Origin of the sequence: Photobacterium sp. TLY01 (genome assembly GCF_021432065.1) — a bacterium.
Taxonomy (GTDB): domain Bacteria; phylum Pseudomonadota; class Gammaproteobacteria; order Enterobacterales; family Vibrionaceae; genus Photobacterium; species Photobacterium halotolerans_A.
The window spans coordinates 119,012-133,029 of sequence record NZ_CP090365.1; the positions used below are offsets into that span (position 1 = coordinate 119,012).

The 14,018-nt window shown below is 52.6% G+C and carries 9 protein-coding genes; 8 read left to right on the top strand and 1 reads right to left on the bottom strand.

The genetic code is table 11. The annotated features are described in order from the left end of the window. Nucleotides 1–242 precede the first annotated feature (242 nt). The 7 genes from LN341_RS16185 to tkt (LN341_RS16215) all read left to right on the top strand — a co-directional run bounded on the left by LN341_RS16185 (nt 243) and on the right by tkt (LN341_RS16215) (nt 12,596). A complete protein-coding gene (locus LN341_RS16185; RefSeq protein ID WP_234205980.1) occupies nt 243–1,724 on the top strand; it encodes a lactate dehydrogenase in 1,482 nt (493 codons plus the stop codon). A 148-nt stretch (nt 1,725–1,872) separates the two neighbouring features. Then, the gene (locus LN341_RS16190) at nt 1,873–4,617 is read left to right on the top strand and encodes an ATP-binding protein (RefSeq protein WP_234205983.1); all 2,745 of its coding nucleotides are present in this window, start codon (nt 1,873–1,875) and stop codon (nt 4,615–4,617) included. Between the two features lie 276 nt (nt 4,618–4,893). Next, complete coding sequence (gene tal / locus LN341_RS16195; RefSeq protein WP_234205985.1) at nt 4,894–5,844, top strand: transaldolase; 951 nt, start codon at nt 4,894–4,896, stop codon at nt 5,842–5,844. An 80-nt stretch (nt 5,845–5,924) separates the two neighbouring features. After that, nucleotides 5,925–7,913, top strand: a complete 1,989-nt coding sequence (gene tkt / locus LN341_RS16200) for a transketolase (RefSeq protein ID WP_234205987.1) — start codon at nt 5,925–5,927, stop codon at nt 7,911–7,913. A 241-nt stretch (nt 7,914–8,154) separates the two neighbouring features. After that, nucleotides 8,155–9,141 carry a sugar-binding transcriptional regulator gene (locus LN341_RS16205; protein ID WP_046222629.1) on the top strand — a complete coding sequence of 329 codons (987 nt, stop codon included), beginning with the start codon at nt 8,155–8,157 and terminating at the stop codon, nt 9,139–9,141. Nucleotides 9,142–9,573: 432 nt separating this feature from the next. Continuing rightward, nucleotides 9,574–10,524 (top strand): transaldolase, encoded by a 951-nt coding sequence (gene tal, locus LN341_RS16210; protein ID WP_234205985.1) that lies wholly within the window; start codon nt 9,574–9,576, stop codon nt 10,522–10,524. A gap of 80 nt (nt 10,525–10,604) precedes the next feature. Then, complete coding sequence (gene tkt, locus LN341_RS16215; RefSeq protein WP_234205989.1) at nt 10,605–12,596, top strand: transketolase; 1,992 nt, start codon at nt 10,605–10,607, stop codon at nt 12,594–12,596. Nucleotides 12,597–12,728: 132 nt separating this feature from the next. Here the strand turns inward: tkt (LN341_RS16215) and LN341_RS16220 are convergent, their stop codons facing one another. Continuing rightward, nucleotides 12,729–12,941 (bottom strand): DUF1127 domain-containing protein, encoded by a 213-nt coding sequence (locus tag LN341_RS16220; RefSeq protein WP_234205991.1) that lies wholly within the window; start codon nt 12,939–12,941, stop codon nt 12,729–12,731. 96 nt (nt 12,942–13,037) lie between these two features. On the opposite strand from LN341_RS16220, the gene LN341_RS16225 reads away from it, so the two are divergent. Then, nucleotides 13,038–13,976, top strand: coding sequence for a LysR substrate-binding domain-containing protein (locus tag LN341_RS16225; protein WP_234205993.1), 939 nt, complete (start codon nt 13,038–13,040; stop codon nt 13,974–13,976). The last annotated feature ends 42 nt before the right edge of the window (nt 13,977–14,018 follow it).

Consider the following 14,018-nt stretch of genomic DNA (forward strand, 5'->3'; position numbering starts at 1 on the left):
GCTTTCTTACCCGGCCTGACTAAAGGATTAGTCAGCTCAATCAGGGGATTTGCCTGTCGCAGCTCAAAAATTGGTAAAATGTGGCGTCTTACACAATTTGAAGCGGGTTTACCCGGGCGACAATGCGATGCCTGGCAGTTTGGGCCAACTAATGGGTGTCGGGTCATCGTATGCGGTCATGACTCGGCACCTTTTTCCGGATCTGTTTTCGGTATCGTCCGTACACGAGGAAGGTGGCAAGCATGATGACACATCAAAAACAGTCTGCAACCTTGCCGCCTGCCAGCGGGCAATGGCAGTTGAATCATTGCAAAACCGTCCATTGCCAAAATTTTGGTTCCCGCGATCCAGACGACTATATCATTCAGAGGGCCAATCCCAACCGCCCTGCCTTCATCTGTAAAGAATGCGGCGCCTTTCCCCCTCTGATCAGCAATCAGAATGTCATCGCAGAATGGCGTTACCTGAAATTACAGCAAAGTCACGGTTTACCGGCCTGCACTAATCTGGACTGTGACAATCTGGGTTTGCCTGTGCTGACACATCGCCATCTTTATCATGCTTTTGGCTACAGTGGTGATCGCCAGCGTTATCGCTGCAAAAATTGTCAGGCGACCTTTGTCGACAAATGGTCTGGTTTTAATCCTAAACACCAGATTCAGCAAAAGCTGCTCGCCCTGCTGTTTACCGGCCATCCCATCCGGGATATCTGCCGGCGGCTTGGGATGAATCCAAAAACGTTTTATGACCAGCTGAACCACATTGCCAGTCGCTGCCGCCGGCAACTCTCGGTTTTTGATGCCCGTTTGCTGCAAAACCGATCCCAGCTGGCCTTGGCCAGTACACTCAGTCCGTTGCAGCCCCATGCTGCGAATGGCGTTTACTGGATTGCCAGCTGCGAAGCGCATTCCGGGTATGTTCTCAGCCAGCATATTAACTATCACCCGGAACAGACAGGCACCTCAGAGACGCATCATGACCCTTACAGTCCCAATGCCCGTTTCCATGCCCGGCAGCTACACGCCGCAAAGCCTGCCGTGCAGACTGCCCCTCAGGGCTTGCTGGCAAAAGTCGATGCAAAATACCGCGAAGTATTATCAAGACCGCATCTGGAAGATCCAAGCAGTGATCAGAACATTGAGTATTTCCCGGCCAAAGGCAATCTGATCAGACCGCAATATGCAGTGTATGCTCATTTTTTACAGCTCAATGAACAAGTCAGTGAGACCAGTCAGCTGATGCTGTTCATGCCACAAGAGCCCTTATTACGTTCAGCTTGTCTGTCTGTATTTCTGGACAGAATTCGCGCAGGTACCATTGAGCCTGTGTATGTAGAAGAAGATCCGGACTGGCCACAGGGCAATGCCGCCGGACGTATCGACATCGTGCTGCTGGGATGGTGGCGCGACCGCTGGGCATTTACCCGCCATGGTGAGGTTGGCAAAGGCATCTGCCATTTAGGTGGCGAAAAAGACAATGAAGCCCGATGGCTGCAGCTGGCGACTCACAGAGCCGTCGATGAATACCAACAGCGGTTTTACCAACAGTTTGCGCAGTTGGTTGATGAACCCAGAAGAAAAGCCAGACCTGGCGGGTTACTGCCGCTGCTGGATATTTACCGCGCCTGGCATAACCTGTGCAGACAAGATCGCAACGGATTAACACCCGCCCAGCAATTGGGAATAATGAGCTCGCCATTCACATTGGAACAGTTACTGAACTAATTCAGCAGCCTCGTTTTTTTCAAGGCATAACACATCACGCAAAAAGGCATTTTTGTTAGCTCAGCGTCACTCACCTATCACACTTTGGCATATAATCTTCAGTGCGTAATCTTTATTGACAAGTTACACAAATTTCTGAGGTGATGTGGTGATACGGATTGTCCCCAATCGAATCAAACCGATTTTACTGGTGAGCATGCTTGCGGTAGGCATTCTCCCTGCCTATATCTATGGCTGGATCAGCAGCGAGAAACTGAATGACGTCGCGTTGGACAGAATTGCAGATGGCATTAACGCCCGCAATAATATCGTGGCCCAGAGCCTGGACCAGACACATACGCTGCGATTGAAAAACCTGGATTTATTAAGCCACTCCCCTATTTTTTCCCGACCACCTGAAGAGATTGGGCAGTTTTTTCATAACTTCGGGCAAACTGACCCTTCATTTTCAGCAATGCATCAGGTTCGCAACACAAACGGCGGTTATTATCTTAATGCGACCTCAGGTAAAGGATTTACTATTCATGAAATTGGTGCCCCGGATTTAGAGAATATCGAAAAAGCGTTGGCCAGAGATAATACCTACATATCCCATCCTTTAATCAAAAATGGTGACCTCACGGTATTTCTGGCAAAAAAAATCAAACAACAGCCTGATGGGTTTCTGCTGATTGAATACAAAATGGATGACATCAAACAGCAGCTTAAGCAATTAGGGAGTGAGGTTGCCCCAAGCGACGATGTGTATCTGACCGATATTGATGGCAAACTGCTGCTGAGCAGCCATACCACAGAACACTCCCTGCATCATTTCAAACAATTCTACAAAGCCAACCTGATCCCAGGGTCAGGTTCACTGTCCTCCTTTTTCCCGTTCAAACCCGGAATCAATAACTACATCGATGATGATGGCGAAGCGATGATTGCGGCGGTGGTCCCTTCACAGATCAAAGACACAGAAGGCATGCCGATCTGGTCGCTGATCACTGTGACCTCGCAAGACAGCGCCATCAGTGTTATTGATGAATTACACCATTTCCTTCTGCTTGCGCTGGCAATGATCAGCGTGTTCATCCTTTTACTTGCCATCGGCCTGACGAAGCGAATTACCGGCCCGATTGCCAAACTGACTCGGTTCGCCTCCCAGTTCCGTTTAGGAGATTACCAGCCAAACCCCTCCTTTGAAGGCCCTTATGAGTTTCAGTTACTCAATGATGCCCTTAATCAGGGGGCTGATAAGATTTCAGCTGATACTAAGCGGCTCAATCAGGCGCTGGAGAAAGCCAAATCGGCGGATAGAGCCAAATCGGCATTTCTGGCCAATCTGTCCCATGAGATACGCACCCCAATGAACGGAATGCTGGGTTTGTCGCAATTGTTGTTGAAAACCAAATTAACGGCAGAACAAGAACATCATCTCAACACCCTGCTCGATTCGGGCAAGCACATGATGTCATTGCTGAACGATATTCTGGATTTCTCTAAAATTGAGCAAGGCCAGCTAAAACTGGATAAAACGCACTTTTGCTTTAGCGACCTGGTCGGCACGATTGAAAGTACCTACTACTCGCTGGCGAAAGAAAAAGGCCTGGCTTTCAACATTGACTGTGGCTTTGATCAGGAAACCTGGTTCTATGCCGACAAATCCCGTATCCGTCAGATTCTGTTTAACCTGATCAGCAATGCCATTAAATTCACAGACAAAGGCCATGTCAGAGTGCGTATGAGGCGGGCGCTGCTCACAGGAGGGCAGCAACAGCAACTGACGATTGTGGCTGAAGATAGCGGCATCGGCATCGCACCGGAGCGTGTCGCCCTTGTTTTCGACCCTTTCGCGCAGGCGGAAGTCTCTACCAGCCGGCGCTATGGCGGCACCGGACTCGGGTTGAGTATTGTCAAACAGTTGGCAGAATTAATGGGCGGCAATGTCGAACTTAGCAGCGAGCCTGGCATTGGAACATCTGTGACCGTCAACCTCTGCCTTGATACTGGCACCCCTCAGGAAGAGCTGATCGAAGACATTGAGATCGACAGAGAAGCTTTTGCCGGATTACACGTCCTGGTTGTTGAAGACAACCACCTCAACATACTGATTATGGAAAGTTTTCTTAAGCAGTGGGGATTTCATACCCACACGGCAGAAAACGGCCTGGAAGCATTAGAAATGATGCAGCGCCAATCCTACGATTTGATCCTGATGGATAATCACATGCCGGTTATGGACGGTCTGGAATCAACCCGCCGCATTCGTTCCCTGCCGGAACCTTACTGCATTGTCCCGATCTTCGCTTGCACCGCAGATGCCTTTGAGGAAACACAGAAGAATATGCTGGATGCCGGGGTTGACTGTGTTATCACCAAACCTCTCGACGAGCGAAAATTACTGGATGCGCTACAACGCTTTCGCCACCGTATTGACTACATGGCCTATCTGCGCCGCCATACGCTCAAACAGCCTGATTTTCGGGATCCGTCTATTTTAGGCGATCACTCCCTTAATCAGATGCCGCTATCCGCAACACTTTCTGCATTCGACCTGGACCAAGTCACACAGATAGACATGGAAGAGTTACTGGAACTGCTGGATCAGGATAAAAATATGATTGCGCATTTCCTCACTATCTTTGCTGATGATCACCATGATTATGACCAAAAAATCCGTCAGGCCATTAAGGAGAACGATCTCGAGCAGGCAATGTTACTCAGTCATACCCTTAAAGGGGCCTCCGCCAGTCTTTGTGCGAAGCGGATCAGTCACAGTGCCATGATAATCGAGAAGCAACTGAAATCTGCGCAGATCCCCTCGGAATCTGAACTTGATGCGATGTCACAAGCTTTATCAGCACTTTGTCACGAAATTCGCAGCCAGCAACACACTGTCGATATTGGCTAATCCCTTTATGTTTATCAAACCAAGGATATCAGTATGAATGATCACCATGCCGCACTTTCCAACGTTCGCTGTATCCTTGGCGAGGGTGCCGAAAGAATGTTTGACAAAACCGTTCGAATTGGGCTTCGCGATTGACATCGACACAGAAAAATTTAATTATCGGGACATCAAATATTTTGCTTCGATCCATATGTTCAGAGCATCGGACATGGCTTCAAAAGAACAGTCAACAGACCAAACTTAAGGTTTGTACAAACACAGCAAAGGACAATAGATATGAGCACCAAACTGGAACAGCTGCGCGCACTTACTACTGTTGTTGCCGACACCGGCGACATCGAAGCGATTAAGAAATACCAACCGCAAGATGCCACCACCAACCCTTCCCTGATACTGAAAGCCGCAGAGATTGAACAGTACGCTCCGCTCATCGACGATGCGATTGCTTATGCCAAAGCGCAAAGCAACGATAAAGCACAACAAATCCAGGACGCGGGCGACAAGCTGGCGGTGAACATCGGTAAAGAAATCCTGAATGTGGTACCGGGCCGTATCTCCACTGAAGTGGACGCGCGTCTGTCCTACGACACCCAAGCCAGCGTGGCCAAAGCCCGCAAGCTGATCAAAATGTACAATGATGCCGGTATCAGCAACGACCGTATCCTGATCAAACTGGCCTCGACCTGGGAAGGGATCCGCGCGGCTGAAGTGCTGGAAAAAGAAGGCATCAACTGTAACCTGACTCTGCTGTTCTCTTTTGCTCAGGCCCGTGCCTGTGCTGAAGCCGGTGTCTACCTGATCTCCCCCTTCGTGGGCCGCATCATGGACTGGTACAAAGCCAAAGAAGGCCGTGACTTCGAAGCCTCTGAAGATCCGGGCGTGCTGTCAGTCACAGCTATCTACAACTACTACAAAGCCCTGGGCTACAACACTGTGGTCATGGGCGCAAGCTTCCGTAACACAGGTGAAATCCTGGAGCTGGCCGGCTGTGACCGCCTGACCATCAGCCCGCAGTTGCTGCAGGAGCTGTCTGAAGCACAAGGCGACGTGGTGCAGAAACTTTCTGCTGACGTAGCGTCTGAAGAGCGTCCGGCACCGATGACTCACGCTGAGTTCCTGTGGGAGCACAACCAGGATCCTATGGCGATTGAGAAGCTGGCGGAAGGGATCCGTAACTTCGCCATCGACCAGGGTAAGCTGGAAACCATGATCGAAGCGCGTCTGTAATCCCGTTTCAATTTGAGAGCAGCACAACGCTGCTCTCACTCGTTTTATGTCCAACCTGTATTGAGTAAGAAGAATTAATTATGGATCGTAAAGTATTAGCCAATGCTATCCGTGCCCTGAGCATGGACGGTGTACAACAGGCCAACTCCGGCCACCCGGGCGCCCCGATGGGGATGGCTGACATCGCAGAAGTACTGTGGCGTGATCACCTGAACCACAACCCGCAAAACCCGAACTGGGCTGACCGCGACCGCTTCGTGCTGTCCAACGGTCACGGCTCCATGCTGATTTACTCCCTGCTGCATCTGTCTGGCTACGACCTGGCGATTGACGATCTGAAAAACTTCCGTCAGCTGCACTCCAAAACCCCGGGTCACCCGGAGTACGGCTACGCGCCGGGTATCGAAACCACCACAGGCCCACTGGGTCAGGGCATCACCAATGCGGTGGGTATGGCGATTGCTGAGAAGTCTCTGGCTGCTCAATTTAACCGTGACGGCCACGACATCGTTGACCACTACACCTATGCATTCCTGGGTGACGGCTGCCTGATGGAAGGGATTTCTCACGAAGCCTGCTCCCTGGCCGGTACCCTGGGTCTGGGCAAGCTGATCGCCTTCTGGGATGACAACGGCATCTCCATCGACGGTCACGTGGAAGGCTGGTTCTCTGACGACACGCCAAAGCGTTTTGAAGCCTACGGCTGGCACGTGATCCCTGCGGTTGACGGCCACGATGCGGCCGCTATCAACGCGGCCATCGAAGCGGCAAAAGCCGATCCACGTCCAACCCTGATTTGCACCAAAACCATCATTGGTTTCGGCTCGCCGAACAAAGCCGGCTCTCACGACTGCCATGGTGCCCCGCTGGGTCACGATGAAATCGCCGCCGCCCGTGAATTCCTGGGCTGGCAGCACGGTCCGTTCGAAATCCCTGCCGACGTTTACGCGCAGTGGGATGCCAAAGAAGCGGGCGCAGCCAAAGAAGCCGCGTGGAATGAAAAACTGGCCGCTTATGAAGCCGCACATCCGGAGCTGGCTGCCGAGTTCAAACGTCGTGTAAACGGCGAACTGCCGGCACAATGGGAAGCAGAAGCAAGCAAGATCATTGCTGATCTGCAAGCCAACCCGGCCAACATCGCTTCCCGTAAAGCCTCTCAGAACGCGCTGGAAGCGTTCGGCAAGATCCTGCCTGAATTCATGGGCGGCTCTGCAGACCTGGCCCCTTCGAACCTGACCATGTGGTCTGGCTCCAAGTCGCTGACCGCGGATGATGCATCCGGTAACTACATCCATTACGGTGTGCGTGAATTCGGCATGACGGCCATCATCAACGGTATCGCCCTGCACGGTGGTTTCGTGCCTTACGGCGCCACCTTCCTGATGTTCATGGAATACGCCCGTAACGCCATGCGTATGGCTGCGCTGATGAAAGTGCAGAACATCCAGGTTTACACCCATGACTCTATCGGTCTGGGTGAAGACGGTCCGACGCACCAGCCAGTTGAGCAAATGGCGTCTCTGCGCCTGACGCCAAACATGAGCACCTGGCGTCCGTGTGACCAGGTTGAGTCTGCCGTGGCCTGGAAACTGGCGATTGAGCGCAAAGACGCGCCAACCGCGCTGATCTTCTCGCGTCAGAACCTGGCTCAGCAAGAACGCAGCGAACAGCAGGTAGCTGACATCGCCAAGGGCGGTTACATCCTGAAAGACTGCACCGGCAAGCCTGAGCTGATCCTGATTGCCACCGGTTCTGAAGTGGAGCTGGCGGTCAACGCTGCCGCTGAACTGAGCGCCGAAGGCAAGCAGGTGCGTGTGGTGTCTATGCCATCGACCGATGCATTCGACAAGCAAGATGCGGCTTACCGCGAGTCTGTACTGCCATCAGATGTGACGGCCCGTATCGCGATTGAAGCCGGTATCGCCGACTTCTGGTACAAGTACGTGGGCTTTGACGGCCGCATCATCGGCATGACCAGCTTCGGTGAATCTGCACCGGCTGGCGAGCTGTTCAAGCTGTTTGGCTTCACCACTGAAAATGTGGTCAGCACCGCGAAAGAACTGCTGTAAACCGATCGGAAACCATCATCACTATCATGGCGATGGTGCAATGATTCAAAGGCCTGGCATTCATGCCAGGCCTTTTTTATCACCCCGGTCATCATCGGATCTCTCTCCGCAAACCCAGCGAAAAAAAGCCGGCAGATTAATGCGGCAATAAGAAGGCTGAACAAAGTGCATGGCGGCTAACATTTGTTTAGCACTTCTGAATCCATTACACTGACGCCTCATCTGTGTATGGAACACCGCTATGACCACTTCACCGCCGACCGCTTCTTTTGATCCTCAGCTGGAAGATACAGACCTGCTCACTGAGATTGCCATCTTGTATTACCAGCAAAGTGCCACGCAGGAAGAAATCTCGAAAAAATTTGGGATCAGCCGTCCTAAAGTCAGCCGGTTGCTCAGAAAAGCGCGCGAAGAAGGTATCGTAGAAATTACCGTCAAGTTTCACCCGGTCCACAGCGCCCAGCTTGAACAGCGACTCATGGACAGATTTCACCTGAAACGTGCCTTGATTGCATTGGATCAGCCCAGTGCGCAAGAGCAGCGAATGCAAGTTTCGACGCTGGTTTCAGCCTATCTCGACGGTTATCTGAGAGACGATGTCGTTGTGGCCGTCGGTCAGGGACAAAATGTTGCGGCTGTCGCCGATCACCCCGGTATTGTGTCCCATCGCAATGCAAGATTTGTGTGTGCTATCGGCGGAACCCACCGCAGCGGTGATACCATCAATGCGGATCATATCTGCCGTCGGCTGGCCAAAAAATTTGGTGGCACCAGCGAAACACTCTACGCACCCGCCTATGTCGACAGTGAAGTCACCCAGCAGGTGTTTATCACGCATCCCAATGTCAGTGAAACCCTGAATCAGGCCCGAAAAGCGGAATTTGCGTTAGTCGGTATTGGTGATATGGACGAAAACAGCCATATGGTGAAGTTGGGCTGTTTTACGGCGAAAGAGTTTGTGGAAGCCAGACTCAATGATGGCATTGTCGGCGACATCGGCGGTTTTGACTTTTTCCGCCTGGATGGTCAACAGGCTGGGACGCTGATGCGGGGACGGGTTGTCGGGCTTGAGATGTCTGATTTGCGCCGCATCCCAAATGTGATCGCGATGGCCAGTGAAAGCCGAAAAGCACTGGCGATTCTGGGCGCGTTAAGAACGGGCGTGATTGATGTACTGGCGACCAGCGCAAGTTGTGCGATGGCATTGCTGAACATGTCAGATTCATAAGTACAGCAAACAGCAGATCCGCTCTGCAGGGTGAACAAAATTACATCTATACTATTTTTGTTCACCTTGAGCCTGATGCACTGAGACAGCCGATGCATCGTTCTCGCCTTCTCCCTGCGCTGAAAAGACGCCAAGCTTAACCTGAATTCTCCATCCTGCTGATAAATAGCAATTTTTCATTTCCCCTCTGTATCCTTACCGCTCAAGTGTATTGAATTCAGCACATTGACCTGCGTTCATCTGGGTCAGACGCTGTTACAAATCAGGCAAATTTCTCTGTGATCAACGGCAACGTAGGGTTTGACATTTGTATCAAAAAGCTCAACTATGAGCACTTCATTTGCTCAGGTGCATTACATTCGTTCATGAGACATGAACCGCAACAGAGCAGAAACGTCATTTCTTACCACATATCAAAAAGGTTTTACTGAGATGAGCACCAAACTGGAACAGCTGCGCGCACTTACTACTGTTGTTGCCGACACCGGCGACATCGAAGCGATTAAGAAGTATCAACCGCAAGATGCCACCACCAACCCTTCCCTGATCCTGAAAGCTGCTGAAATTGAACAGTATGCGCCGCTCATCGACGATGCCATTGCGTATGCCAAAGCACAAAGCAACGATAAAGCACAACAAATCCAGGACGCGGGCGACAAGCTGGCGGTGAACATCGGTAAAGAAATCCTGAATGTGGTACCGGGCCGTATCTCCACTGAAGTGGACGCGCGTCTGTCCTACGACACCCAAGCCAGCGTGGCCAAAGCCCGCAAGCTGATCAAAATGTACAATGATGCCGGTATCAGCAACGACCGTATCCTGATCAAACTGGCCTCGACCTGGGAAGGGATCCGCGCGGCTGAAGTGCTGGAAAAAGAAGGCATCAACTGTAACCTGACTCTGCTGTTCTCTTTTGCTCAGGCCCGTGCCTGTGCTGAAGCCGGTGTCTACCTGATCTCCCCCTTCGTGGGCCGCATCATGGACTGGTACAAAGCCAAAGAAGGCCGTGACTTCGAAGCCTCTGAAGATCCGGGCGTGCTGTCAGTCACAGCTATCTACAACTACTACAAAGCCCTGGGCTACAACACTGTGGTCATGGGCGCAAGCTTCCGTAACACAGGTGAAATCCTGGAGCTGGCCGGCTGTGACCGCCTGACCATCAGCCCGCAGTTGCTGCAGGAGCTGTCTGAAGCACAAGGCGACGTGGTGCAGAAACTTTCTGCTGACGTAGCGTCTGAAGAGCGTCCGGCACCGATGACTCACGCTGAGTTCCTGTGGGAGCACAACCAGGATCCTATGGCGATTGAGAAGCTGGCGGAAGGGATCCGTAACTTCGCCATCGACCAGGGTAAGCTGGAAACCATGATCGAAGCGCGTCTGTAATCCCGTTTCAATTTGAGAGCAGCACAACGCTGCTCTCACTCGTTTTATGTCCAACCTGTATTGAGTAAGAAGAATTAATTATGGATCGTAAAGTATTAGCCAATGCTATCCGTGCCCTGAGCATGGACGGTGTACAACAGGCCAACTCCGGCCACCCGGGCGCCCCGATGGGGATGGCTGACATCGCAGAAGTACTGTGGCGTGATCACCTGAACCACAACCCGCAAAACCCGAACTGGGCTGACCGCGACCGCTTCGTGCTGTCCAACGGTCACGGCTCCATGCTGATTTACTCCCTGCTGCATCTGTCTGGCTACGACCTGGCGATTGACGATCTGAAAAACTTCCGTCAGCTGCACTCCAAAACCCCGGGTCACCCGGAGTACGGCTACGCGCCGGGTATCGAAACCACCACAGGCCCACTGGGTCAGGGCATCACCAATGCGGTGGGTATGGCGATTGCTGAGAAGTCTCTGGCTGCTCAATTTAACCGTGACGGCCACGACATCGTTGACCACTACACCTATGCATTCCTGGGTGACGGCTGCCTGATGGAAGGGATTTCTCACGAAGCCTGCTCCCTGGCCGGTACGCTGGGTCTGGGCAAGCTGATCGCCTTCTGGGATGACAACGGCATCTCCATCGACGGTCACGTGGAAGGCTGGTTCTCTGACGACACGCCAAAGCGTTTTGAAGCCTACGGCTGGCACGTGATCCCTGCGGTTGACGGCCACGATGCGGCCGCTATCAACGCGGCCATCGAAGCGGCAAAAGCCGATCCACGTCCAACCCTGATTTGCACCAAAACCATCATTGGTTTCGGCTCGCCGAACAAAGCCGGCTCTCACGACTGCCATGGTGCCCCGCTGGGTCACGATGAAATCGCCGCCGCCCGTGAATTCCTGGGCTGGCAGCACGGTCCGTTCGAAATCCCTGCCGACGTTTACGCGCAGTGGGATGCCAAAGAAGCGGGCGCAGCCAAAGAAGCCGCGTGGAATGAAAAACTGGCCGCTTATGAAGCCGCGCATCCAGAGCTGGCTGCCGAGTTCAAACGTCGTGTAAACGGCGAACTGCCGGCACAATGGGAAGCAGAAGCAAGCAAGATCATTGCTGATCTGCAAGCCAACCCGGCCAACATCGCTTCCCGTAAAGCCTCTCAGAACGCGCTGGAAGCCTTCGGCAAGATTCTGCCTGAATTCATGGGCGGCTCTGCAGACCTGGCACCTTCCAACCTGACTATGTGGTCTGGTTCGAAGTCGCTGACCGCGGATGATGCATCCGGTAACTACATTCACTACGGTGTGCGTGAGTTCGGCATGACGGCCATCATCAACGGTATCGCCCTGCACGGTGGTTTCGTGCCTTACGGCGCCACCTTCCTGATGTTCATGGAATACGCCCGTAACGCTATGCGGATGGCTGCGCTGATGAAAGTGCAGAACATTCAGGTTTACACCCATGACTCTATCGGTCTGGGTGAAGATGGCCCGACGCACCAGCCGGTTGAGCAAATGGCTTCTCTGCGTCTGACCCCGAACATGAGCACCTGGCGTCCGTGTGACCAGGTTGAGTCTGCCGTGGCCTGGAAACTGGCGATTGAGCGCAAAGACGCGCCAACCGCGCTGATCTTCTCGCGTCAGAACCTGGCTCAGCAAGAACGCAGCGAACAGCAGGTAGCTGACATCGCCAAGGGCGGTTACATCCTGAAAGACTGCACCGGCAAGCCTGAGCTGATCCTGATTGCCACCGGTTCTGAAGTGGAGCTGGCGGTCAACGCTGCAGCTGAGCTGAGCGCCGAAGGCAAGCAGGTTCGTGTGGTGTCTATGCCATCGACCGATGCATTCGACAAGCAAGATGCGGCTTACCGCGAGTCTGTACTGCCATCAGATGTGACGGCCCGTATCGCGATTGAAGCGGGCATCGCCGACTTCTGGTACAAGTACGTGGGCTTTGACGGCCGCATCATCGGCATGACCAGCTTCGGCGAATCTGCACCGGCTGGCGAGCTGTTCAAGCTGTTTGGCTTCACCACTGAAAATGTGGTCAGCACAGCGAAAGAGCTGCTGGCATAAGCCCAAAACAGGCAAACCCCCAAAGCCAGTCGCAAGACTGGCTTTTTGTTTATGGGTATCTCCCGTCACTGCGTCTGAAAACAGACTCCGTTTCAATTCGCTGTCAGTATGCGCTGCATCTATTTGCTCCATCTATTTACCATCAGCCAACGCTTTTCGCAGTTCTGCTTCAACAATGTGCCTATCCAGCCCGATATCATCCAGCAAGTAGTCTGGCAACTCACTCAAATGACGCAAGTCACGCTCACGCTGCCGCCAGCGTCGATAGGAAGAAAAGCCAGACTTAATCAAACTCACCATGTCTTTGCGCCCGGTAAACGCAAGCTTCTCTGTTGTTATTCCCATGACCGCCCCCTATTATCATTCAAGTACAGATTTATCTTCGTTCAGCAACCGCAAGTGCTCAAACGATAGATCCTGACAGTCAGTTAAGGAAAACTAATGTCACAACCCAATGAACTCCGACACCGTATGCCACCACTGCAAGGCCTGTATTATTTTTATCAGGCCGCGCATTACGGCAGTTTTAAAGCCGCTGCCGAACACCTGCATGTCACTGCAGCTGCGATCAGCCAGCAGATCCGGCTATTAGAGGACTGGCTGGGCGCCGCCTTGTTTTATCGCCAGCACCGCCAAGTAGTGCTGACCCCGGAGGGACAAACGCTGTTTGAACACAGCCAGAAAGGCTTCAAACACATTCAGAATGGGGTTTGGCTGATTCACAATGACCCGGAGCCCCAGCGTTTATCCCTGTCGACACTGCCCTCTTTTTCCGTCCACTGGCTGGTGCCGCGCATGACAGACTTTCGTTCTGCACACCCCGATATTTCTGTGTTAGTCGAATCGAAAAATGAACTGGCGGATTTTGAGCAGTCTTCGTTAGATCTTTGCATTCGTTACGGTGAGGGAGTCTATCCGAACGTCACCAGCCAGTGGTTGATGGATGACTTGCTTTATCCCGTCTGCCACCCGATCTATCAAAAAGAACAGCAGATTTTTACCCTTGAGGATTTGCAACGTGCTCATCTGATTGGTGACCTTTTACCGGATATGGACTGGGAGCGCTGGATGTCGCTTGTTGGGGTTCAGGGCGGCTCCACCTCATTGGTTTACGATGGTGCCAGTTATGTGCTTGAAGGGGCGCTGGCCGTGCAAGGCGTGGCGCTTGCCCGGCACAGCCTGGCACACAGATTTGTTGAAGACGGCACCCTGGTGCGGATTGGCAACATTGCGGTCCGGCCCAATTACAACTATTACCTGTGCGCGCCGGAAGGTTATTTTAAACGTGAAAAAGTCAGGTTATTCAGCGACTGGATTCGCCGGCAGGCAGAAGCGTTTCAGCACACCCGGCCTGTCGATCTGATCATCAAAGAGGCGTGAAGGCAGCAAACAAGTGGTCGTACTGACAGTGTTCGCTGCCTT